The following is a 24,402-nucleotide window of genomic DNA, read 5'->3' as shown; positions in this document are numbered from 1 at the left end:
AAAAGCGCGCTACGACCGGCGGCGGGGCTTGCCGCCGCCGGTACCGCGCCGCCCGCCGCCGCCCTTCGCGGCGCCGCCCTTCGCGCCCCCGCTGCGGCCGCGGGCACCGGAGCCCCCGGCCGCGCTCTTGCGCGGGGCGCCTCCCGACTGCGGCTTGCGCCGCTCGCGCTCGCCCTTGCGCTCCTCCGCCGGAGCCTGCTGGGCGCGGCCCCGCGTGCTGTTGACCGTGCGGCCCCGGACGATGCCGATGAAGTCCTCGACCAGCTCGGTGGTCGCCTCCTCGGGCCAGGAGAGGGCGACGTCCGATCGGGGGGCGTCGACGACCGTGCGGTAGGTGAGGTCCTTGCGGTGGTGGAGACGGGCCAGGGACTGCGGCACCACCAGGACGCCGATGTTCGCCGCGACCAGCTCGATCGCGTCCTCGGTGGTGGCCGGCCGCTCGAATGCGGGCTCGCCGGGCGGCTGCTCCCAGCCGAGGACGTCGTCGAGGGGGTGCAGGACCACCTCGTCCGCGAGGTCCTCCAGGGTGACCTCGTCGGCCGCCGTGAGCACGTGGTCCCTGGGCACCACGACGACGGTCGTCTCCGTGTAGAGGGGGATCGCGCTGAACACCGTCCGGTCCACCGGGAGGCGCACGAAGGCCGCGTCGGCGGCACCCTCGCGCAAGGCCTCGGACGCTCCCGCGAGGGTCACCTGGAGGAGGGTGAGCGACGTGTGGGGCAGGCGCTCGTGCCAGATCCGCACCCACTTGGCGGGCGTCACTCCGGGGACGTACGCGAGCCGGAACGAGGGGGAGTCCGCCGAGTCGGTCATCCCGCCAGGTTACCGGCTGTGGTCGGAGGTCTTCGCCGCGGCCGATACCCTGGACCGTATGAAGTCGCAGCAGAACACCCAGACGATGAAGCCCGCCACCGCGGCGAAGAAGCTGGGTGTGCACCTCCCCGCCACGCCCGCCGAGTTCCAGGAGGGCGTCGTCTCGCGCGGCGAGCTGACCGAACTCCAGGCGAACCCGCCCGAGTGGCTGCTCGAGCTGCGCGAGAACGGCCCGCATCCCCGACCGGTGGTCGCGGCCAAGCTGGGCGTCTCCATCGCGGGCCTGGCCCGCGGCGGGGTGACCGAGGCGCTCACCACCGAGCAGATCGAGGCCCTCAAGGCCGCCGGGCCCGAGTGGCTGGAGAAGGAGCGCGCCACCCAGGCCGAGGTCCGCAAGGAGACCGTCCGCATCAAGAAGCGCAACGCGGAGCGAGCCGAGTCCTGACCCAGGTCATCCGCGCGGTCATCGGCGCGGCAACCCCCTGGCCCGTCGCCGCTCGGTGCGGCCGGCCGACGGCGGGCGGACCCTGCTGATCGACCGCCGAGCCGGCCCCACCACCCCGAGCTGTGGCCGCCCGACGCGCGCCCCGCCACGGAGGAGACCCACGACGTCGACGACTGGCTGACGGTCATCGCCACCGGCCGCGCGGATCCGGGATGACCGCCGAGTCGACCGCCGCCCAGTACCCGCCCCGGTGTCGCCCACCGGCCGGTGCGCGCGACGCCGAGCCCGTCGCCGTCCGTCCGGCGTGGTGGCGCGACGACCCGCCCCCCCGCGACGCGGGCCGTGATCGAGCTGCTCAGCACGCCGTACCGCGCTCTGTGCATCCCCTGAGTCGCCCGGAACCCGTCGGTTTGACTACGATCTGGGCAGGTTCACCGACGTGGTGTTTCGAGGTTGCTGGGGGTTGGGATGGTCGCTGGTCGCGTGGTGCGCTTCGACAGTCAGCGTGGTTACGGTTTCATCGCGCCCGACGACGGCGGGGAGGACGTCTTCCTGCACGTCAACGACATGTTGATGCCCGAGTCGCAGGTGCGCCGGGGCATCGTGGTGGAGTTCGAGATCGAGGACGGCGAGCGCGGTCCGAAGGCGTCCGGCGTACGGCTCGCGCGGGGTGCGGACGGCAAGCCCCTGGCCGCCGACGACGACGTGCTGTGCGATGTGCTCAGCACGGAGGAGTTCACCCGGGACGTCACCGAGGCGCTGCTGACGGCGGCGCCCTCCCTCACCGGTGAACAGATCGTCCAGGTGCGGGCCGGGCTGGCTCAGTTCGCGAAGAACCACGGCTGGGTCGAGGGCTGACCCGACCGGCCGGCCGAGGGTGCGTGATGCCCTCGGCGAGCCCGGCACAGGGCCATGACCTGGGCTCTCGTCCTGTCGGCCCCCGGGGCGCCGTCACCCCGCCGTCTTCCGGATCCCGTTGTCAGTGGCCTGATCTACAGTTCCCGTCACTTGATCACTGCGGGTGCGGGAGGCACACATGGGGTGGGTGTCGGCCGGCGACTACGAAGTCGCCCTCGATGACGGCAAGGTGGTGTGCCGCAACGCGGCCGGGCGGCGGCTGAAGTCCGTGCCGCCCAAGATCGCGGACGAGCCGGCCGTGGTGGGCCTGCGTCAGCTCACGGAATGGCTGGAACGGCACGAACGCCAGTGTCTGGCCGACGTGGAGCGGTGGATGGTGCGCTCGCTGCCGGTGCCGTTCACGGTCGTCGCGCAGGTGTGGCCCGACCCCGCCTGGCAGGCCGCCCTGCGCGACCTGGTCGTCACCGGAGCCGACGGCGAGGTGGCCGGGTTCCTGCGGGACGCCGACCCCGGGCGCGGCCTCGGCCTGGTCGACCTCGACGGCGACACGGTCCGCATCACACCCGACCTCGTCCGCCTTCCGCACCCCGTGCTCCTCGACGACCTGGAGGAGCTGCGGGAGTTCGCCGTCGAACTCGGCGTCGAGCAGCGCGCCCAGCAGCTCTTCCGCGAGGTGTGGCGGCGTCCCGCGACGCTCGACGCGGAGGGCGCCTCGGTCGAGGAGTACGCGGGCGGCGCGTTCAAGGAACAGCGGTTCCTGCACGGCCGGGTCACCCAGCTCGGCTACCGCGTGCGCGGCGGCCACGCCGTCGTTTCCGTTCTCGAGGACAACCGCACCGTCGAGGCCCGGGTGTGGGTCGGCGACTACGAGGGCTACCAGGAGGCGGAGACCGGCCCCCTGGTGTTCACCGACTCCGCCGGCCGGGTGCTGAAACTCGGCCGGATCGGGCCGGTGGCCTGGTCCGAGGGCATGCGGATGGCGGCGGCGCTCTACGCCGGGCGCGACATCGAGGACGAGGAGCGGGCGGCATGACGACCTACGACGAGACCACCGCCGCCGCGCTGCTCGACGCGGGCGCGGTCCTGCCCCCGGGCAGCACGAGCCGCGAGGACGCCGACACCCTCACCGTGCGCGGGTACTCCCACCCCGCGCTGGACGACCGGCGGATCGTGCGGCTGGTTCCGGGCACCCTGGGCGAGGCCGAGGACCTGGCACTGGACTTCCTCGGCCTGACCCGGGACCCGGAGACCCCGGTAGTCGGTCAGGTGCGCCGGGAGACGCTCGGCTTCCCCGCCTGGGCGCTGGTCAACGACCCGGCCAACGGCCACCACGCGCTGGCCCTGGTCAAGGACGTCGAGCGGCTCGCCCGGCAGGCGAAGTCCCGCCCCGGCACCGCCAAGGACGGCTTCGAGGAGCTCGGCACCCGGCTCGGCCTGGCCGTGCCGCACTTCCTGCCCACCTTCTACGAGCAGGCCGCCCGCGTCTTTCTCCAGCACGAGAACACGACGTACGCCTCCGCCTTCTTCGGCAAGGCCCGCGAGGCCGAGCGGGTGCACGCGCTGAAGGTGGACGAGGAGCGGCAGCGGGCGGTGTTCCTGGAGTTCGCCTTCGCCGGGGCGCTCACGGTCAAGGCGCTCAAGGAGCACGTCAAGGCCCTCGCGGCGCGGCTCGACGCGGCCGAGGCCTGGGCCCAGTTCCGGCAGTTGACGGTGGAGCGCTGCGCCGCCGGGATGCCGCCGTACGCATCCCTGCCGCAGGATGCCCGCGGGCTGATCAGGGCCGCCGGCCTCGACCGGCTCACCGAGGAGTGCGGCCTCGTCGCCGACCTGCTCTCCTCGCCCGCCGCGGTCCGGGCCCCCGCGTCGTTCTGGAACGCCTACCGGACGACGCTCGCGGTCCTCGCCGAGCGGCAACCGCAGGTGCGGGAGCGGCTGTTGGAGATCATGCCGGCCGGCCTGGGCGGGTCCGTCGAGGACGACGAGTTCTGGCTGGCGCTGCTCGTGGAGTGCGGGGCGGATCTGCTCCTCACCGGTGAGACCGCGACCGACGCGGACCCGGCGGACTGGCTCGGGCGGTGGGCCCTGCACCGCAAGCACGGCGGCAATGTCAGCGGTCGTTCCCCGGCCACGCTCTCTCTCGTGGAGCGGATGGCGCCCCGGCTGCGTGACCGGGGCCGCCCCGTCGACCTGTGCTCGGGCCGCTGGCACGCCGGCGCCGACCTCGACCTGCTGGACCTGTGCGCGGCGCTGGGCGTGCCGCTGACGCTGCCCGGCCCGGACCAGGTCGTGTATCTCTCCCTGGACCGCTGGCTGCGCGAGCCCCTTCCCGGCCGACGCGACCTGACCGCGACCGCGGCCGACCCACGGCTGCGACGGCTGCTGTACGCCGACATCGGCACGGTCAGCGGCTACCGCCCCGCGCCCGAGGTGCTGGAGGGCCTGGCCGCCCACCCCGTACTCAGGGACGTGCTGCGCGAGTGGCTGGACGACGCGGCCGGGGAACTGGCCTCGGCGGTCGGCCTGCCCGCCGCGCGGGCGGCGCTGGAACGGATGCGCCCCTTCCGCACGGTGGCCGCGCGGGTGAGCCCGGCGGCCGTCGCCCAGGTCGCCGCGCACCCGGTCGCGCCGCTGCTCGGGCACACGCTGCGCGCGGGCGTCCTGGACGAGCTGGGCTGGCCCGCGCTGGACGAGGCGCTGCGCCGCCTCGACGCCGAGACCAGGCGCGACCGCGACGACACGCTGAGCGTCAGCGAGGCCTGGCCCGCTCTGATCCTGGCCCGCGCGCACAAGGTGCTGGTCGTCGGCCCCGAGGACATCCTGCTGGAGCACGACCTGCGGCTCCCCGTCGAACTGGACCGCTGGCAGCGCCCGCGCTACCGCTACACGGACGGCGAACTCCTCGTCATGTGGCGGCAGAACGGCAAGCAGTTCGGCTACTGGTCGGCCCGTCCGGCCGATGTGCTGCCCCTCGGCGGCGAGCAGATCCCGCAGTGGTACGGCGGCAACGACGCGGGTGAGCCCTCGATCCCGCTGCCCGCGGGCGGTCGCGCCACCGGTGGACGCACGCTGCACGCCGGTGACGCCGTCGTGCCGCCGAGCCGCCGCATCCTCGGCGACGGCACCTCGTACTGGCGCCAGGGCAGGCAGGGCCGACAGCAGGTCTGGCTGGAGTACGACCCGGCCACCGGCACCCACGGGCGGGCCTCCCTGCCCGCGTTCCTGGCGTCCGGCATCCGCGAGGACGCCACCCTGCTGCCCCGGCACTGCGAGGTACTTCCCCTCCAACCCGGTCTGGAACACAGCCCGTTCGGCACTGACGGCACCGTCCTGGGCCGCTGGGTGCGCACCGAGGGCGAGGGCGCCGAGGCTCGTACGGTCGCCGGTACCCCGGACGGCCGGACCGTCACCCTGCCGTGGGCCGACGGACGGGCGCCCGGCGTCCTGCTCGGCGCGCTGCGGCTGCCGGGCGGCGCCGAGCCCGTCGCCGTCGGTCTCCACCGGCAGATCGCCCTGTACGCGGGCGACGACACGTCCGCCGCCGGGGAGCTGGGCCGGGTGACGCCGATGGAGCGCGGCGGCGAGTTCGCCGCCGGCACCCGGTTCGTCCCGCCGGTCGACTTCTGGCACGCCCTTCGCCCCCGCGACGAGCGCGCGTCCGCGCAGCTGCGCGCGCTGACCGACGAGCAGGCGGCCGAGGTGCTGCGGACCGCGGCCGAGGCGCTGGCCCGACGGCAGGCGAAGCTGGCGGCCGCCACCGTGGTCGACGGCACCTCGGAGAGCTCTGCCGTCGTGCCGCCCGCCGACGAGGTCGTCCGGGAGATCGTGTCCCGCGCCCTGCCCGCGCTCGGCGACGGAAACCTCGTCGCGGGTGTCGCCGCGCTGGTCCGCGCGGTACTGCGGCTCGGCGAGTCGACCGCCGCGTTCGTGGCGCCTCCGGTCGAGCGGCCGAAGGCGGAGCGGCGGCGCGTCGACGGCATGTTCGCCGACCTCAAGCCCGAGTACGGCGACGACGCGACGCTGCGCGAGGCCACCACCGGCCTCACCGAGGTGCACGGGTGGTGGGGCAGCGAGGTCAGCTGGAGCACGCTGCGGCAGATCCGCGCCGTGAACCACGTGCTGTCCGGGAAGCCGGCCGACGGCAAGTCGCTGGCCGAGGGCGCCCGCTCCACCGGGGCCCGCGACCGATGGAGGAGCGACGAGTTCACCTTGCCGGGCATCGGCCTGGTGTGGACGCCCATGCTGGACGTGCTGCGTCCGCTCGCGTACCGCGCCGCCTCCGCCACGGTGACCGAGGCGCACCGCGAGGCGCTGCTGCTGCTGTTCGAGGCGATCACGGACGGGCCGCTGGCCACGACCGGGGGCGCCCTGCGCGAGGTGGTGCTGAGCGAGCCGCACGAGAAGCAGGAACGCGTCGGTCAGGTGCTGCGCCGGGACGGCCGTGTCGTCGTCGTCCTCGGCTGCCAGAACGTGGACCGGCAGGCGGGGCGGGTGCACTGGCTCGCCCTGGACCACGATCCGGCCGGCGTCTTCGGCGCGATCGCCCACTTCACCCTGGAGCGGGAGACCGCGCACCCGGCGCTGTTCCCCGCCGACGCGCTGAGCGCCGTCACCGGGCTCGTCCGGGACAAGGGCCCGGCGCCCTGGCAGCCGGAGGCGACCGCCGCTCTCGCCGCCGCGACCCACGGCGGGCTGGGCCCGGTGCAGGCGGCTCTGCTGCTCGCCGGAAAGCCGAAGCAGCTCACCGACGAAGTGATCGCCGCGACCGGCCTGAAGCCGCGGCAGAAGGAACTGGGCGACGCCCTGCTGTCCTCGGTCGGGGGCGGCGACCGGGCGGCCCTCGTCGGCGCGCTGCTGCCCGGGAACCCCGGCGACCTGTGGACGGCCGGGCCGGACACGGAGGCCGCGGGCCGGCTGTGGGGCAAGCGGCTCGGCGAGGTCGTCCGGCTGCCCGAGGATCTCGCCGGGGAACTCTCCCTGGGCGGCCTGCCCACCGGCTCCGCCGAGCAGGTCCTCAACCCGGGACTGACCCCCTGGATCAGCCGCACCACGGTCCAGCGGCCGGACAAGGACGGCAACCTGGTCGCGGAGGACCCGTCGGCGCTGCCCGGCCGCCACCACCTGACGGGTGCCGTGGCCGCCCTGGCCGGGCTCGCCTACGCCCTGCCGTACGGACACCCGCTGCGGTCCCTCCTGCCGGAGAGCCTCGCCGCGCTGCGCCGCCGCCTCGTCGATCCCGGCCTGTTGCTGGATCTGGACGTCGCCTGGACCGAGAAGGGGTCCGCGACCGCCGTCGAACTGCGCAAGGCGTACGGGCTGCCCGCCACCGGGGGCGCCGACGCCCACGGTCTGACGCGCGTGGGCGAGGCACTGGTGCTGCGCCCGTGGTACGGCGACCAGGAGACCGTCCTGGTGCGGCCGGGAGCGCTCGGTTCGCCCGACGACCCGGTGTTCGGGCTGGTCGAGGGGCTGGTCGGGCTGGGCCGGAGCGAGGGCATGTGGGCCCTGCGGACCGTACTCGGCGACGAACTGGCCCGCGCGCTCGCGGCCGGGGGCGACCCCGGGGAGCCCGCCGGACACGCCCAGGACCCGACCTTCAGCGTGCCCGACCTGGTCGCCGAGGTCGCCGAACGGCACGGCCTGGGCGAGGACGCGGCGGCGCTCTATCTCCAGTTGCTGGCCCTGCCGGACCCCACGGACCGCAACTGCGCCCGCTGGACCGGCTGGAAGCCCGCCAGGACGAAGAAGGCACGCGCCGAACTCGCGGCGAGCGACCTGGTCGTCGAGGCCAGGCGTCCGCGCGCCGGCCGCACCCTCTTCCTGCCGTGCGGCTGGCTGGACCTGAGGTCCCCCGCCCTGCCGGTGGAGATCTGGAAGGAGGGCCTCTACCCGGTCCGCGCCTACTCGCGCGTGGTACCGCTGGTGCCGGTACCCGAACTGTTCACGCGCGCGTGGGACCGCGTCCGCTCCGGCGACGCCCCGGCCTACGAGCAGCTCACCACCCGCGCCACCCGCAAGGGCCGTCGCCGATGACCACCGTCCCGCCCCGCCTGGGAGAACGCGCGCCGATGACCACCACCGCCCTGTCCCCCGACTCCGCCGACCTCGTTCGCCAGATCGTCCCGCCCGAGGACCGGTACGCCGGTGAGCTGGCCTTCCTCGCCGCGTACGACGACGGGCCGCGCCCGCCCGCCTGGCGGCTCACCCCGCGTGCCGTCGTCACGTTCGTCATGGGCAGCGACGGCCGCGCCCTGAAGCTGCCCGACGGCGCCGAGGCGCCGGACGGTGTGCCGCGCCGACTGGTGGTGGAGGGCAAGTTCGTCGGTGACAGGGCGCTGGTGGAGCGGTGTGTGGTCACGCTCGCCGGTGAGCGCGGCCTGCTGCTCGTCGGCGAGCCCGGTACCGCCAAGTCGATGCTGTCCGAGCTGCTGTCCACCGCCGTGTGCGGCACCAGCGGGCTGGTCGTGCAGGGCACCGCGGGGACGACGGAGGACCAGCTCAAGTACGGCTGGAACTACGCCCTGTTGCTGGCGCAGGGGCCCAGTCGGCAGGCGCTGGTGCCCTCGCCGGTGCTGACCGCCATGTCACGGGGCGCCATCGCCCGGGTCGAGGAGGTCACGCGCTGTCTGCCCGAGGTGCAGGACGCGCTGGTGTCGCTGCTGTCGGAGCGGCGCATCGCGGTACCCGAACTGGCGGGCACGGACGACGCGTTGGCGCACGCCGCGCCCGGCTTCAACCTCATCGCCACGGCCAACCTGCGGGACAAGGGCGTCTCGGAGATGTCCGCGGCCCTCAAACGCCGTTTCAACTTCGAGACGGTCGGGCCCATTCCGGACCTCGACGCGGAGACCGCGCTGGTGCGCAGCCAGGCACGGGCCTCGGTGGAGCGGGTCGGCGCGGCCTTCCAGGTCGACGACGCCGTGCTGGAGGCCCTGGTCACCGCCTTCCGTGATCTGCGGGAGGGACGGTCGGCGGAGGGCTGGGAGGTGGAGCGGCCGTCCACGGTGATGAGCACCGCGGAGGCCGTGTCGGTCGCGGGTGCGCTGGCGCTCGCGGCGGCCTACTTCCCGGGCGACCGGGATGTGCTGGGGCTGCTGCCGGGTCACCTGCTGGGTGTGGTCCGCAAGGACGACCCCGCCGACGCGGCCCGGCTGCGCGGCTACTGGGACGGGCCCGTCCGGCGCCGCGCCGAGCAGGGTTCCGCCACCTGGCGCACCCTGTGGGACCTGCGCACGGTCCTGGAGGGCTGACGGCCGTGTCCTCCTCCCACCCCACCGCACCGGACTCCCCTGACGTCCCGGGCTCCCCGGACCTCCCGGACTCCCCGGGCTCCCCGGGCGAGGCTCTCGCGGCCCTCACCGACCCTGCCGCGCCCTATCTCATCGGCGTACGGCACCACGCGCCCTCGCTGGCCGCGGCCGTGCCCGCACTGCTCGACGAGGCGAAGCCCGACGTGGTGCTCGTCGAGCTGCCCGCCGAGATGCAGGAATGGCTGCCCTGGCTCGGGCACGAGGAGACCCGGGCTCCGGTCGCGCTCGCCGCGGCGCCCGGTGACGGCGGGGGCGGCGGGGGTCCGGCGTTCTATCCGTTCGCCGACTTCTCCCCCGAGCTGGCCGCCGTGCGCTGGGGCGCCCGGCACGGCGTCCCGGTGCTCGCCTGCGACCTGCCGCTCGCGGACCGGGCGTGGGGCGAGGGGCGCGGCGGCACCGCGCAGGAGGAGTCTCCCGGGCTCGCCGACGCGTTGCGGGCCCGGCTCACGGGCCGTCCCGGGGACGACCTGTGGGACCGGCTCGTCGAGGCCACCGCCCCGGGCTCCCCGCCCGAGGCCGTGCGCCGGGCGGCCCTGCTCACGGGGTGGGCGCTGCGTGAGGACGCGGCCGCGTCCGGCGGGGTGCCCGAGCTGGACCTGCGGCGTGAGCGGTGGATGCGGTCCCGGATCGCCGAGGCCACCGCCCGGGGCGAGCGGGCCGCCGTGATCGTCGGCGCCTTCCACGCACCGGCGCTGACCGGCCCGTCCGCCGCGGCGCACGACGCCGCCGCAGATCTCGGGGAACACCCCGGAGCCACCGAACCGGATGACGGCGGGGGGACGGGAGTCGCCGGTGACGGGCGGCGCGGCGGCGGGCCGGCCGCCGAGGAGCGGACCGGAGCCACCGATCCCACCGTCGGCGAGCCGTGCGGCCTCCCCTCCCCGGCCGCCGAGGAACGAACCGGAGGCGTCGACCGTGCCGGTGGCGGGCCGGCCGAAGCCGCCGGATCCACCGTTGGCGAGCGGGACGATGTCGCCGCCCCAGCCGCCGAAGAACCAACCGGAGGCACCGACCACACCGTCGGCGGACGGGCCGAACCCGCCGGGCCCACCATCGGCGAGCGGGACGATGTCGCCGCCCCAGCCGCCGAAGAGGGGACCGGAGGCGTCGACCGTGCCGGTGGCGGGCGAGCCGGAGACGGTGGTTCGGCCGCGGGTGGGCGGAGCGGAAGCGGCGTCCGGGGTCCGGTGGCGTGGACGACCTCGTTGATCCCGTACGCCTACGCCCTCCTGGACGAGCGTTCCGGCTACCCGGCCGGCATCCGGGATCCGGAGTGGCAGGACATGGTGCTGCGGGCGGCGGGCGATCCGGCGGCGTTGGAGGAGGCGCTGACGCGGGCGGCCGTGCGGGTGTGCGCGGCGTTGCGGGACCTCGGGCATCCGTCCGGGCCGGCCGACGCGCGCGAGATCACCCGGCTGGCCTCGGATCTGGCCCGGCTGCGGGGGCTGCCCGCGGCGGGCCGGGGCGAGCTGGTCGAGGCGGTGCAGACGGTCCTCGCGCAGGGTGAGCCGTACGGGCGGGGGCGGGCCGTGGCGCGGGCGATGGAGCGGGTGCTGGTCGGCACGCGCACCGGCCGGCCGGCGCCGGACGCGCCGCGCAGTGGTCTCGTCCCCGCGGTCGAGGCGGAGGTGGCGGGGCTGGGCCTGCCCGGGCCGGAGAACGCCTCGGGCCCGGCGCGGGATCTACGGCTCGACCCGCTGCGGTCGGACCTGGACCGGCGTCGTGAGCTGCTGCTGCGTCGGCTGACGGTGTGCGGGGTGCCCTACGGCGAGGCGCGGGAGGTCGTCGGCGCGGGCGGCGCCGAGGCTCTCACGTCACGCTGGGAGGTGCGGTGGACGCCGGCGACGGCGGCCATGCTGACCGCGGCCGGCGTGCGCGGGGTCACCGCGGCGCAGGCCGCCGAGGGTGTGCTGCGGGAGCGTCGGCGCGCGGAGCGGGACGCGGGCGGGTCGACGGCCGCGCAGGTGCTTCAGGGGCTCGCACAGGCCGCGGAGTGCGGCCTGTCGGCCCTGGCGGACGAGCGGCTCGACGACGTCGCCGAGGTGCTGCCCCTGGCCGGTACGCTGCCCGAACTCCTCGCCGGGCTGGCCCTGTCGGACCGGCTGCGGGCCGGTCATGTGCCGGGGCTCGGCGCCGACGGGGACCCTACGGCGCGGGCGGCCGCCGTGGCCGAGCTGCTCACCGCGGCGGCGGTGCGGCAGGTGGACGGCCTGACCGGGTCCGAGGATCCGGCCGACGCCCATGCCCTGCTCGAACTCGCCCACCGGGCCGATCTGTTGGGCGGTATCCGGCTCACGGCCGCCCTCGCCCGGCTGGCCGCGGACGGCTCCCCGTTGATGCGCGGCGCCGCCGGGGCCGTCCGGGTGCTGCTCGGGCAGGAGGGCGCCCGGGCCTTCGGCGACCGGGTCGCTTCCTGGGTGGACGGAGCGGTCGACGCCGACTCGCGGTCGGCCCTCACGGCCCGGCTGAACGGGCTGCTGGCCGCCGCGGGCCCGCTGTTGGAAGCGGCGGCGCCCGCCCTGGAGCCCCTGCTGGGCCGTGTCTCGGAGCTGCCCGACCGGGAGTTCCTCGATCGGCTTCCCGCACTGCGCGGCGGCTTCGAGACCCTGAGTCCCGCGGCCCGCGGCCGCCTTCTCGCGGCCGTCGAGGAGCGCCTCGGCACCGAACGGGTCGCCGACACCGGTGGGCTCGACCCGGCCGCCCTCGCCGCCTGGGCGGGGGCGGATCTCGCCGCCCGCGCCACTCTGCGGTCGCTGGGGCTGCTGCCAACGCCGGGCGCGGGCGAACAGGCGCCCACCGAACGGTCCCGCACCGGCGAGGCGGGCACAGCCGAGACCGTGACCGACGGGGCAGGACCCTCCGGGGCAGGACCCTCCGGGGCGAGCCACGGGGAGGACCGTCTTCTCGCCCCCGCCGACCGCTGGCGGCTTCTCCTCGGCCGCCGCAGCGAACAACTCCCCGCTTCGGCCCGTGCGCTGGCGACGGCTCTGGACGAGCTGTACGGCAGCGGGCGCGGCGAGGGCAGCCGTGGGGACCTGACGGGCCCGGGGGCCGGCGGCGGCCGCGAGGTGTCGTATCCGGGGGTGCGGGAGTGGTCGCAGGAGTTGGCCGCGCTGTTCGGGCCGGGCATCCGGGAGGAGGTGCTGGCGGCGGCCGCCGCATCCGGCCGCAAGGACGTGCTCACCGAGCTGGACGCGGACAGCGTGCGCCCCTCGGTCGATCTGCTGCGCACCGTGCTGCGGCACGCGGGCGGGCTGCCCGAGGCCCGGCTGGCGGTACTGCGTCCGCTGGTGCGGCGGCTTGTCGAGGCGCTGACCCGGGAGCTGGCCACCCGGCTGCGCCCCGCCCTGCACGGCACGGCCCTGCCGCGTCCGAGCCGCCGTCCGGGCGGTGGCCTCGATCTCCCGCGCACACTGCGCGCCAACCTGGCGACCGCGCGGCGCGGCCCGGACGGCACGGTGCAGGTGATTCCGGAGCGTCCGGTGTTCCGTACCCGGGCGCGGCGGGCCGCCGACTGGCGGCTGGTCCTGGTCACGGACGTATCGGGGTCCATGGAGGCGTCCACGGTGTGGGCCGCGCTGACGGCCTCGGTGCTGGCCGGGGTGCCGACGCTGTCCACGCACTTCCTGGCGTTCTCCACGGAGGTCATCGACCTCACCGGTCATGTCGAGGATCCGTTGTCGCTGCTGCTGGAGGTCAGCGTGGGCGGCGGCACGCACATCGCGGCGGGACTGCGGCACGCCCGCGAGCTGGTCACCGTGCCGTCGCGGACGCTGGTCGTGGTCGTCAGCGACTTCGAGGAGGGCTATCCGCTCGGCGGGCTGCTCGCCGAGGTGCGTGCGCTGGTCGGCGCGGGCTGCCACGTCCTGGGCTGCGCGAGCCTCGACGACACGGGCCGGCCGCGCTACTCCACCGGCGTCGCGGGGCAGCTCGTCGCCGCGGGCATGCCCGTCGCCGCTCTCAGTCCGCTCGAACTCGCCCGCTGGGTAGGGGAGAAGATCGCATGAGCCCGGACCTGTTGCCTCCGGTCGCCCCGTACGTCACCGCCGAACTCGTCGAGGCGCTCTCTCCCCGGCTGCGCAAGCGGCTGGACGCGGGCATCGCCAAACTGGCGGTCCGTCCGGTGGTGCGCGAGGGCGACACCGTAAGGATCGCCGTCGACGACGACACCGATCTCGAACTGGACGCGCCCGGGGGCTCGGTGACCAGCGCGGACGCGATCCGTTGCGGTTGCCTGCTCGCCCCCGACTGTCTGCACCGCGCGGCGGCGGCCTCGGCCGCGCCGGTCGCCGAGGGAACTTCCGACAGCACACCCGCGCAGCCGAGAGACGAAGGTGCATCGCCGCCGCCGGACGCCGAAACCGCCGCCCCGGCCCAACTCGCCGCCGCCCGGACCGTGTACGACGCGGCGGCCGCCGTGCTCGAAGCCGGTGCGGACGGATCCGGCGCCGTGCTCCAGGCGGCGCTTCTGCGCGCCGCGCACACCGCACGGCTCGCGGGCCTGCCCCGGATCGCCGCATCCGCGGTCTCCGTGGTCAACGGGATACGCGCGGCCCGCTCCGCCGACCCCGCCCACCGGCTGCCCGATCTCGCCGACGCCCTGCGCACCGTCCTCGGTATGGCACACCGCCTGCCGCTCGCGACCGGCCCCGATCTGGCGGAACTGCGGGGCACCGTACGTCAGCCGTACACCCCGGACGGCTCGCTGCGGCTGTACGGGCTCTTCTCCGAACCCGTCCTGACGACCACCGGGTACGCGGGCGCCGTCACCTGGACCGCCGACGCCGAAGGCCGCCTCTACACGGTCTCCGACGTGGCCCCCGGCGGCCCCGGCCGGGCGACCGGCGCCGCCGACCGGGCCGTACGGATCGGCGACACCGCCCTGACCCACCGTGAGCTGTCGCGCGCGGGCCTCGCGGTCTCCGGTGCGACCGTGTCCCCGACCGGCCGGCTCGGCGCGGGCGCGGGTGTGCGGGCGGTCCGCGCGCCGGGTGCCGACTGGAGCGCCGAGCCGCTCGACCGGCTGTGGGCGGTGCCGGTCGCCGAGCAGGTCGCGCGGGCCCTGAACGGCGGCCATGACCTGCTCTTCCTCGACGTCACCCTCGCGGGCACGGTCCGCGAGGCGACGGGTGACCGTCTGCCGGCCGACTGCGGCGGCCTGGCGGTCCGGCTCGATATGGCCCACGACGACCCCGCGCTCCCCTACCGTGACAACCTCCGCCTCCTGGCCGCCGCCCCTGGCAGTCGGCTGCGCGTCGTCGCGCGTCTCGCGCCGGGGCCGCTCCCGCGGGCCCTGCTGCTCGCCGCCGAACACCCGACCCGGCCGGGCGACCGGCTGGACCTGGGGCTGGACCGGCTCCAGCACGCGGACCTGCCCACGGCGACGGCCGCGTCCGCCGTTGCTCCCCCGGTGGACGAGGCCCCGTTGCACCTGCTGAGCCGCCGCGTGCACCAGGCCGTGTCCGGGGGCCGCCGGGTGCTGGGCTTCCCGGACAGCGGCACGGGTGACGGCGGACGGCTGCGGCGCGTCGGTCTCGCCACCGCGGGCGACCTGCTCGACGAGGTCCGGTCCGCCGCGGCGGACCGCTCACGCGACGCCTTCGGCCGGCTGCTCCCCGCCGATCCGGGCCGCTTCGCGCGCGCCTGGCTGGCCGCCGCCGTCTACACCGGCGAGGTCGAGCGAGCGCTGTGCGCGGCGGCCTGGGGGGCGAGCGCGCAGGCTGCCGGGCCGGCGGAAGTGGCTGGCCGCCGGGAGGGGGCCGGGGACGGGCAGGCGGCCGGGCACGCGAAGGAGGCGAGGCCGGGGGAGGAGGCGAGACCGGGGGACGAGGCGAAACAGGCGGAGATGGTGCCGGCATTGCCATGAACCCGGCGCCTTTAGGACAGGATCTGACCTCTATCGCTCCTAACGTGGTGCTCGACCGCGGAACAGCACTCACGGAAGCAGGCGATCATGAGCAAGCCCACCACCCTCGACGAGACCGCGGCAGCACCCGCCGTCGGCGGCGAGCGCGCCGATCTGCTGGAGTCACTCGCCAAGCAGCGGCACTTCCTCCGCTTCACCACCCGGGACCTCAGCGACGAGCAGGCCGGTCTGCGGACCACCGCGAGCGAACTCTGTCTCGGCGGCCTGATCAAGCACGTCACCTCGGTGGAGCGGAACTGGGCGGCCTTCATCGTGGACGGCCCGTCGGCGATGGGCGACTTCGACAACATGACGGAGGAGGACTGGGCCCGGCGGGCCGACGAGTTCCGGATGCTGCCCGGTGAGACGTTGGCGGGGGTGCTGAAGGAGTACGACGAGGTGGCGAGCCGTACCGACGAACTGGTCGTGTCCCTGCCCGATCTGGACGCGGGGCACCCGCTGCCCTCGGCACCGTGGTTCGAGCAGAACGCACGCTGGTCGGCCCGCCGGGTCCTGCTGCACATCGCCGCCGAGACCGCCCAGCACGCCGGTCACGCCGACATCATCCGCGAGTCCATGGACGGCGCGAAGAGCATGGGCTGACGCTCCCACGCCAAGGGCCGTCGCCTGACCGGAGCTCGAAGACCTGCGCCTGCCAGGCCTCCGGGACCACGCACAGAGCGGGGTCGAGCCTTCGGGCAGACCGCGCCCGCCGCGGCTCCAGACCGGGGTCGAGCCCCCGGCCAGACCAGGGTCGGACCTTCGGCCGACCGTGCCCGCCGCGGCTGCGCGAGCGCTTCGCGCAGCCGTCCGGACTCGCACCGCCGCACGGAGAACGTCTTGCCGCGCGCGGCGGAGGGCCGGGGGGGCCGACCCGGGCGCCCCCGTCGGGCATCCTCGTCGAGCCGTCCTCGTACGGTCCCGGCGGCGTCGGCGCGATCGTCGGTGCCCAGCGCGACGGCCGTCGCGCTGGGCACCGACGATCGCGCCGACGCCGCCGGGACCGTACGAGGACGGCTCGACGAGGATGCCCGACGGGGGCGCCCGGGTCGGCCCCCCCGGCCCTCCGCCGCGCGCGGCAAGACGTTCTCCGTGCGGCGGTGCGAGTCCGGACGGCTGCGCGAAGCGCTCGCGCAGCCGCGGCGGGCACGGTCGGCCGAAGGTCCGACCCTGGTCTGGCCGGGGGCTCGACCCCGGTCTGGAGCCGCGGCGGGCGCGGTCTGCCCGAAGGCTCGACCCCGCTCTGTGCGTGGTCCCGGAGGCCTGGCAGGCGCAGGTCTTCGAGCTCCGGTCAGGCGACGGCCCTTGGCGTGGGAGCGTCAGCCCATGCTCTTCGCGCCGTCCATGGACTCGCGGATGATGTCGGCGTGACCGGCGTGCTGGGCGGTCTCGGCGGCGATGTGCAGCAGGACCCGGCGGGCCGACCAGCGTGCGTTCTGCTCGAACCACGGTGCCGAGGGCAGCGGGTGCCCCGCGTCCAGATCGGGCAGGGACACGACCAGTTCGTCGGTACGGCTCGCCACCTCGTCGTACTCCTTCAGCACCCCCGCCAACGTCTCACCGGGCAGCATCCGGAACTCGTCGGCCCGCCGGGCCCAGTCCTCCTCCGTCATGTTGTCGAAGTCGCCCATCGCCGACGGGCCGTCCACGATGAAGGCCGCCCAGTTCCGCTCCACCGAGGTGACGTGCTTGATCAGGCCGCCGAGACAGAGTTCGCTCGCGGTGGTCCGCAGACCGGCCTGCTCGTCGCTGAGGTCCCGGGTGGTGAAGCGGAGGAAGTGCCGCTGCTTGGCGAGTGACTCCAGCAGATCGGCGCGCTCGCCGCCGACGGCGGGTGCTGCCGCGGTCTCGTCGAGGGTGGTGGGCTTGCTCATGATCGCCTGCTTCCGTGAGTGCTGTTCCGCGGTCGAGCACCACGTTAGGAGCGATAGAGGTCAGATCCTGTCCTAAAGGCGCCGGGTTCATGGCAATGCCGGCACCATCTCCGCCTGTTTCGCCTCGTCCCCCGGTCTCGCCTCCTCCCCCGGCCTCGCCTCCTTCGCGTGCCCGGCCGCCTGCCCGTCCCCGGCCCCCTCCCGGCGGCCAGCCACTTCCGCCGGCCCGGCAGCCTGCGCGCTCGCCCCCCAGGCCGCCGCGCACAGCGCTCGCTCGACCTCGCCGGTGTAGACGGCGGCGGCCAGCCAGGCGCGCGCGAAGCGGCCCGGATCGGCGGGGAGCAGCCGGCCGAAGGCGTCGCGTGAGCGGTCCGCCGCGGCGGACCGGACCTCGTCGAGCAGGTCGCCCGCGGTGGCGAGACCGACGCGCCGCAGCCGTCCGCCGTCACCCGTGCCGCTGTCCGGGAAGCCCAGCACCCGGCGGCCCCCGGACACGGCCTGGTGCACGCGGCGGCTCAGCAGGTGCAACGGGGCCTCGTCCACCGGGGGAGCAACGGCGGACGCGGCCGTCGCCGTGGGCAGGTCCGCGTGCTGGAGCCGGTCCAGCCCCAGGTCCAGCCGGTCGCCCGGCCGGGTCGGGTGTTCGGCGGCGAGCAGCAGGGCCCGCGGGAGCGGCCCCGGCGCGAGACGCGCGACGACGCGCAGCCGACTGCCAGGGGCGGCGGCCAGGAGGCGGAGGTTGTCACGGTAGGGGAGCGCGGGGTCGTCGTGGGCCATATCGAGCCGGACCGCCAGGCCGCCGCAGTCGGCCGGCAGACGGTCACCCGTCGCCTCGCGGACCGTGCCCGCGAGGGTGACGTCGAGGAAGAGCAGGTCATGGCCGCCGTTCAGGGCCCGCGCGACCTGCTCGGCGACCGGCACCGCCCACAGCCGGTCGAGCGGCTCGGCGCTCCAGTCGGCACCCGGCGCGCGGACCGCCCGCACACCCGCGCCCGCGCCGAGCCGGCCGGTCGGGGACACGGTCGCACCGGAGACCGCGAGGCCCGCGCGCGACAGCTCACGGTGGGTCAGGGCGGTGTCGCCGATCCGTACGGCCCGGTCGGCGGCGCCGGTCGCCCGGCCGGGGCCGCCGGGGGCCACGTCGGAGACCGTGTAGAGGCGGCCTTCGGCGTCGGCGGTCCAGGTGACGGCGCCCGCGTACCCGGTGGTCGTCAGGACGGGTTCGGAGAAGAGCCCGTACAGCCGCAGCGAGCCGTCCGGGGTGTACGGCTGACGTACGGTGCCCCGCAGTTCCGCCAGATCGGGGCCGGTCGCGAGCGGCAGGCGGTGTGCCATACCGAGGACGGTGCGCAGGGCGTCGGCGAGATCGGGCAGCCGGTGGGCGGGGTCGGCGGAGCGGGCCGCGCGTATCCCGTTGACCACGGAGACCGCGGATGCGGCGATCCGGGGCAGGCCCGCGAGCCGTGCGGTGTGCGCGGCGCGCAGAAGCGCCGCCTGGAGCACGGCGCCGGATCCGTCCGCACCGGCTTCGAGCACGGCGGCCGCCGCGTCGTACACGGTCCGGGCGGCGGCGAGTTGGGCCGGGGCGGCGGTTTCGGCGTCCGGCGGCGGCGATGCACCTTCGTCTCTCGGCTGCGCGGGTGTGCTGTCGGAAGTTCCCTCGGCGACCGGCGCGGCCGAGGCCGCCGCCGCGCGGTGCAGACAGTCGGGGGCGAGCAGGCAACCGCAACGGATCGCGTCCGCGCTGGTCACCGAGCCCCCGGGCGCGTCCAGTTCGAGATCGGTGTCGTCGTCGACGGCGATCCTTACGGTGTCGCCCTCGCGCACCACCGGACGGACCGCCAGTTTGGCGATGCCCGCGTCCAGCCGCTTGCGCAGCCGGGGAGAGAGCGCCTCGACGAGTTCGGCGGTGACGTACGGGGCGACCGGAGGCAACAGGTCCGGGCTCATGCGATCTTCTCCCCTACCCAGCGGGCGAGTTCGAGCGGACTGAGAGCGGCGACGGGCATGCCCGCGGCGACGAGCTGCCCCGCGACGCCGGTGGAGTAGCGCGGCCGGCCCGTGTCGTCGAGGCTCGCGCAGCCCAGGACGTGGCAGCCCGCGCCGACCAGCGCACGCACCTCGGCGAGCAGCCCGCCGAGCGGATAGCCCTCCTCGAAGTCGCTGACGACCACGACCAGCGTCCGCGACGGCACGGTGACCAGCTCGCGGGCGTGCCGCAGTCCCGCCGCGATGTGCGTGCCGCCGCCCACGCTGACCTCCAGCAGCAGCGACAACGGATCCTCGACATGACCGGTGAGGTCGATGACCTCCGTGGAGAACGCCAGGAAGTGCGTGGACAGCGTCGGCACCCCGGCCAGCACCGAGGCCGTCAGCGCGGCCCACACCGTGGACGCCTCCATGGACCCCGATACGTCCGTGACCAGGACCAGCCGCCAGTCGGCGGCCCGCCGCGCCCGGGTACGGAACACCGGACGCTCCGGAATCACCTGCACCGTGCCGTCCGGGCCGCGCCGCGCGGTCGCCAGGTTGGCGCGCAGTGTGCGCGGGAGATCGAGGCCACCGCCCGGACGGCGGCTCGGACGCGGCAGGGCCGTGCCGTGCAGGGCGGGGCGCAGCCGGGTGGCCAGCTCCCGGGTCAGCGCCTCGACAAGCCGCCGCACCAGCGGACGCAGTACCGCCAGCCGGGCCTCGGGCAGCCCGCCCGCGTGCCGCAGCACGGTGCGCAGCAGATCGACCGAGGGGCGCACGCTGTCCGCGTCCAGCTCGGTGAGCACGTCCTTGCGGCCGGATGCGGCGGCCGCCGCCAGCACCTCCTCCCGGATGCCCGGCCCGAACAGCGCGGCCAACTCCTGCGACCACTCCCGCACCCCCGGATACGACACCTCGCGGCCGCCGCCGGCCCCCGGGCCCGTCAGGTCCCCACGGCTGCCCTCGCCGCGCCCGCTGCCGTACAGCTCGTCCAGAGCCGTCGCCAGCGCACGGGCCGAAGCGGGGAGTTGTTCGCTGCGGCGGCCGAGGAGAAGCCGCCAGCGGTCGGCGGGGGCGAGAAGACGGTCCTCCCCGTGGCTCGCCCCGGAGGGTCCTGCCCCGGAGGGTCCTGCCCCGTCGGTCACGGTCTCGGCTGTGCCCGCCTCGCCGGTGCGGGACCGTTCGGTGGGCGCCTGTTCGCCCGCGCCCGGCGTTGGCAGCAGCCCCAGCGACCGCAGAGTGGCGCGGGCGGCGAGATCCGCCCCCGCCCAGGCGGCGAGGGCGGCCGGGTCGAGCCCACCGGTGTCGGCGACCCGTTCGGTGCCGAGGCGCTCCTCGACGGCCGCGAGAAGGCGGCCGCGGGCCGCGGGACTCAGGGTCTCGAAGCCGCCGCGCAGTGCGGGAAGCCGATCGAGGAACTCCCGGTCGGGCAGCTCCGAGACACGGCCCAGCAGGGGCTCCAGGGCGGGCGCCGCCGCTTCCAACAGCGGGCCCGCGGCGGCCAGCAGCCCGTTCAGCCGGGCCGTGAGGGCCGACCGCGAGTCGGCGTCGACCGCTCCGTCCACCCAGGAAGCGACCCGGTCGCCGAAGGCCCGGGCGCCCTCCTGCCCGAGCAGCACCCGGACGGCCCCGGCGGCGCCGCGCATCAACGGGGAGCCGTCCGCGGCCAGCCGGGCGAGGGCGGCCGTGAGCCGGATACCGCCCAACAGATCGGCCCGGTGGGCGAGTTCGAGCAGGGCATGGGCGTCGGCCGGATCCTCGGACCCGGTCAGGCCGTCCACCTGCCGCACCGCCGCCGCGGTGAGCAGCTCGGCCACGGCGGCCGCCCGCGCCGTAGGGTCCCCGTCGGCGCCGAGCCCCGGCACATGACCGGCCCGCAGCCGGTCCGACAGGGCCAGCCCGGCGAGGAGTTCGGGCAGCGTACCGGCCAGGGGCAGCACCTCGGCGACGTCGTCGAGCCGCTCGTCCGCCAGGGCCGACAGGCCGCACTCCGCGGCCTGTGCGAGCCCCTGAAGCACCTGCGCGGCCGTCGACCCGCCCGCGTCCCGCTCCGCGCGCCGACGCTCCCGCAGCACACCCTCGGCGGCCTGCGCCGCGGTGACCCCGCGCACGCCGGCCGCGGTCAGCATGGCCGCCGTCGCCGGCGTCCACCGCACCTCCCAGCGTGACGTGAGAGCCTCGGCGCCGCCCGCGCCGACGACCTCCCGCGCCTCGCCGTAGGGCACCCCGCACACCGTCAGCCGACGCAGCAGCAGCTCACGACGCCGGTCCAGGTCCGACCGCAGCGGGTCGAGCCGTAGATCCCGCGCCGGGCCCGAGGCGTTCTCCGGCCCGGGCAGGCCCAGCCCCGCCACCTCCGCCTCGACCGCGGGGACGAGACCACTGCGCGGCGCGTCCGGCGCCGGCCGGCCGGTGCGCGTGCCGACCAGCACCCGCTCCATCGCCCGCGCCACGGCCCGCCCCCGCCCGTACGGCTCACCCTGCGCGAGGACCGTCTGCACCGCCTCGACCAGCTCGCCCCGGCCCGCCGCGGGCAGCCCCCGCAGCCGGGCCAGATCCGAGGCCAGCCGGGTGATCTCGCGCGCGTCGGCCGGCCCGGACGGATGCCCGAGGTCCCGCAACGCCGCGCACACCCGCACGGCCGCCCGCGTCAGCGCCTCCTCCAACGCCGCCGGATCGCCCGCCGCCCGCAGCACCATGTCCTGCCACTCCGGATCCCGGATGCCGGCCGGGTAGCCGGAACGCTCGTCCAGGAGGGCGTAGGCGTACGGGATCAACGAGGTCGTCCACGCCACCGGACCCCGGACGCCGCTTCCGCTCCGCCCACCCGCGGCCGAACCACCGTCTCCGGCTCGCCCGCCACCGGCACGGTCGACGCCTCCGGTCCCCTCTTCGGCGGCTGGGGCGGCGACATCGTCCCGCTCGCCGATGGTGGGCCCGGCGGGTTCGGCCCGTCCGCCGACGGTGTGGTCGGTGCCTCCGGTTGGTTCTTCGGCGGCTGGGGCGGCGACATCGTCCCGCTCGCCAACGGTGGATCCGGCGGCTTCGGCCGGCCCGCCACCGGCACGGTCGACGCCTCCGGTTCGTTCCTCGGCGGCCGGGGAGGGGAGGCCGCACGGCTCGCCGACGGTGGGATCGGTGGCTCCGGTCCGCTCCTCGGCGGCCGGCCCGCCGCCGCGCCGCCCGTCACCGGCGACTCCCGTCCCCCCGCCGTCATCCGGTTCGGTGGCTCCGGGGTGTTCCCCGAGATCTGCGGCGGCGTCGTGCGCCGCGGCGGACGGGCCGGTCAGCGCCGGTGCGTGGAAGGCGCCGACGATCACGGCGGCCCGCTCGCCCCGGGCGGTGGCCTCGGCGATCCGGGACCGCATCCACCGCTCACGCCGCAGGTCCAGCTCGGGCACCCCGCCGGACGCGGCCGCGTCCTCACGCAGCGCCCACCCCGTGAGCAGGGCCGCCCGGCGCACGGCCTCGGGCGGGGAGCCCGGGGCGGTGGCCTCGACGAGCCGGTCCCACAGGTCGTCCCCGGGACGGCCCGTGAGCCGGGCCCGCAACGCGTCGGCGAGCCCGGGAGACTCCTCCTGCGCGGTGCCGCCGCGCCCCTCGCCCCACGCCCGGTCCGCGAGCGGCAGGTCGCAGGCGAGCACCGGGACGCCGTGCCGGGCGCCCCAGCGCACGGCGGCCAGCTCGGGGGAGAAGTCGGCGAACGGATAGAACGCCGGACCCCCGCCGCCCCCGCCGTCACCGGGCGCCGCGGCGAGCGCGACCGGAGCCCGGGTCTCCTCGTGCCCGAGCCAGGGCAGCCATTCCTGCATCTCGGCGGGCAGCTCGACGAGCACCACGTCGGGCTTCGCCTCGTCGAGCAGTGCGGGCACGGCCGCGGCCAGCGAGGGCGCGTGGTGCCGTACGCCGATGAGATAGGGCGCGGCAGGGTCGGTGAGGGCCGCGAGAGCCTCGCCCGGGGAGCCCGGGGAGTCCGGGAGGTCCGGGGAGCCCGGGACGTCAGGGGAGTCCGGTGCGGTGGGGTGGGAGGAGGACACGGCCGTCAGCCCTCCAGGACCGTGCGCAGGTCCCACAGGGTGCGCCAGGTGGCGGAACCCTGCTCGGCGCGGCGCCGGACGGGCCCGTCCCAGTAGCCGCGCAGCCGGGCCGCGTCGGCGGGGTCGTCCTTGCGGACCACACCCAGCAGGTGACCCGGCAGCAGCCCCAGCACATCCCGGTCGCCCGGGAAGTAGGCCGCCGCGAGCGCCAGCGCACCCGCGACCGACACGGCCTCCGCGGTGCTCATCACCGTGGACGGCCGCTCCACCTCCCAGCCCTCCGCCGACCGTCCCTCCCGCAGATCACGGAAGGCGGTGACCAGGGCCTCCAGCACGGCGTCGTCGACCTGGAAGGCCGCGCCGACCCGCTCCACCGAGGCCCGTGCCTGGCTGCGCACCAGCGCGGTCTCCGCGTCGAGGTCCGGAATGGGCCCGACCGTCTCGAAGTTGAAACGGCGTTTGAGGGCCGCGGACATCTCCGAGACGCCCTTGTCCCGCAGGTTGGCCGTGGCGATGAGGTTGAAGCCGGGCGCGGCGTGCGCCAACGCGTCGTCCGTGCCCGCCAGTTCGGGTACCGCGATGCGCCGCTCCGACAGCAGCGACACCAGCGCGTCCTGCACCTCGGGCAGACAGCGCGTGACCTCCTCGACCCGGGCGATGGCGCCCCGTGACATGGCGGTCAGCACCGGCGAGGGCACCAGCGCCTGCCGACTGGGCCCCTGCGCCAGCAACAGGGCGTAGTTCCAGCCGTACTTGAGCTGGTCCTCCGTCGTCCCCGCGGTGCCCTGCACGACCAGCCCGCTGGTGCCGCACACGGCGGTGGACAGCAGCTCGGACAGCATCGACTTGGCGGTACCGGGCTCGCCGACGAGCAGCAGGCCGCGCTCACCGGCGAGCGTGACCACACACCGCTCCACCAGCGCCCTGTCACCGACGAACTTGCCCTCCACCACCAGTCGGCGCGGCACACCGTCCGGCGCCTCGGCGCCGTCGGGCAGCTTCAGGGCGCGGCCGTCGCTGCCCATGACGAACGTGACGACGGCACGCGGGGTGAGCCGCCAGGCGGGCGGGCGCGGCCCGTCGTCGTACGCGGCGAGGAAGGCCAGCTCACCGGCGTACCGGTCCTCGGGCGGGACGATCTGGCGAACGAGGTCGGCGGAGTCGGGGGACAGGGCGGTGGTGGTCATCGGCG

At 76.0% G+C, this 24,402-nt stretch carries 13 protein-coding genes and 1 pseudogene; 9 read left to right on the top strand and 5 right to left on the bottom strand.

The annotated features are described in order from the left end of the window. Window positions 1-9 precede the first annotated feature (9 nt). Window positions 10-813, bottom strand: a complete 804-nt coding sequence (locus tag ACIPFH_RS36655; RefSeq protein ID WP_401833580.1) for a LysR family substrate-binding domain-containing protein — start codon at window positions 811-813, stop codon at window positions 10-12. A 58-nt stretch (window positions 814-871) separates the two neighbouring features. Between ACIPFH_RS36655 and ACIPFH_RS36650 the strand changes: the two genes are divergently transcribed. The 9 genes and pseudogenes from ACIPFH_RS36650 to ACIPFH_RS36610 all read left to right on the top strand — a co-directional run bounded on the left by ACIPFH_RS36650 (window position 872) and on the right by ACIPFH_RS36610 (window position 15,931). Then, window positions 872-1,258 (top strand): DUF5997 family protein, encoded by a 387-nt coding sequence (locus tag ACIPFH_RS36650; RefSeq protein WP_401833582.1) that lies wholly within the window; start codon window positions 872-874, stop codon window positions 1,256-1,258. 31 nt (window positions 1,259-1,289) lie between these two features. Next, window positions 1,290-1,648, top strand: a pseudogene (locus tag ACIPFH_RS36645) (LysR family transcriptional regulator); the annotation flags it as partial. 78 nt (window positions 1,649-1,726) lie between these two features. Further along, complete coding sequence (locus ACIPFH_RS36640) at window positions 1,727-2,116, top strand: cold shock domain-containing protein (protein WP_328483468.1); 390 nt, start codon at window positions 1,727-1,729, stop codon at window positions 2,114-2,116. 178 nt (window positions 2,117-2,294) lie between these two features. Further along, window positions 2,295-3,149: a DUF4132 domain-containing protein gene (locus tag ACIPFH_RS36635; protein ID WP_401833585.1), complete on the top strand. Its 855-nt coding sequence runs from the start codon at window positions 2,295-2,297 to the stop codon at window positions 3,147-3,149. Next, window positions 3,146-8,146, top strand: a complete 5,001-nt coding sequence (locus ACIPFH_RS36630) for a hypothetical protein (protein ID WP_401833588.1) — start codon at window positions 3,146-3,148, stop codon at window positions 8,144-8,146. Before ACIPFH_RS36635 ends, ACIPFH_RS36630 begins: the two co-directional genes overlap by 4 nt. Window positions 8,147-8,181: 35 nt before the next feature. Beyond that, complete coding sequence (locus ACIPFH_RS36625; RefSeq protein ID WP_401833590.1) at window positions 8,182-9,363, top strand: AAA family ATPase; 1,182 nt, start codon at window positions 8,182-8,184, stop codon at window positions 9,361-9,363. A gap of 5 nt (window positions 9,364-9,368) precedes the next feature. After that, window positions 9,369-13,430: a DUF5682 family protein gene (locus tag ACIPFH_RS36620; protein ID WP_401833593.1), complete on the top strand. Its 4,062-nt coding sequence runs from the start codon at window positions 9,369-9,371 to the stop codon at window positions 13,428-13,430. After that, complete coding sequence (locus tag ACIPFH_RS36615; RefSeq protein ID WP_401833595.1) at window positions 13,427-15,289, top strand: hypothetical protein; 1,863 nt, start codon at window positions 13,427-13,429, stop codon at window positions 15,287-15,289. The genes ACIPFH_RS36620 and ACIPFH_RS36615 overlap by 4 nt, the downstream gene beginning before the upstream one ends. Before the next feature lie 87 nt (window positions 15,290-15,376). After that, window positions 15,377-15,931 carry a DinB family protein gene (locus ACIPFH_RS36610; RefSeq protein ID WP_401833597.1) on the top strand — a complete coding sequence of 185 codons (555 nt, stop codon included), beginning with the start codon at window positions 15,377-15,379 and terminating at the stop codon, window positions 15,929-15,931. Between the two features lie 716 nt (window positions 15,932-16,647). Here ACIPFH_RS36610 and ACIPFH_RS36605 read toward each other — a convergent pair. The 4 genes from ACIPFH_RS36605 to ACIPFH_RS36590 all read right to left on the bottom strand — a co-directional run bounded on the left by ACIPFH_RS36605 (window position 16,648) and on the right by ACIPFH_RS36590 (window position 24,397). After that, window positions 16,648-17,202 carry a DinB family protein gene (locus tag ACIPFH_RS36605; protein ID WP_401833597.1) on the bottom strand — a complete coding sequence of 185 codons (555 nt, stop codon included), beginning with the start codon at window positions 17,200-17,202 and terminating at the stop codon, window positions 16,648-16,650. An 87-nt stretch (window positions 17,203-17,289) separates the two neighbouring features. Beyond that, the gene (locus ACIPFH_RS36600; RefSeq protein ID WP_401833595.1) at window positions 17,290-19,152 is read right to left on the bottom strand and encodes a hypothetical protein; all 1,863 of its coding nucleotides are present in this window, start codon (window positions 19,150-19,152) and stop codon (window positions 17,290-17,292) included. Further along, entirely contained in the window at window positions 19,149-23,210 is a 4,062-nt protein-coding gene (locus ACIPFH_RS36595; RefSeq protein WP_401833593.1) for a DUF5682 family protein, read from the bottom strand. The genes ACIPFH_RS36600 and ACIPFH_RS36595 overlap by 4 nt, the downstream gene beginning before the upstream one ends. 5 nt (window positions 23,211-23,215) lie before the next feature. Beyond that, window positions 23,216-24,397, bottom strand: a complete 1,182-nt coding sequence (locus ACIPFH_RS36590) for an AAA family ATPase (protein WP_401833590.1) — start codon at window positions 24,395-24,397, stop codon at window positions 23,216-23,218. Window positions 24,398-24,402 lie beyond the last annotated feature (5 nt).

Origin of the sequence: Streptomyces sp. NPDC088157 (assembly GCF_044741545.1) — a bacterium.
GTDB lineage: Bacteria > Actinomycetota > Actinomycetes > Streptomycetales > Streptomycetaceae > Streptomyces.
The sequence above is the reverse complement of the archived record's forward strand: the minus strand, read 5'-3'. Positions and strand labels throughout refer to the sequence as shown.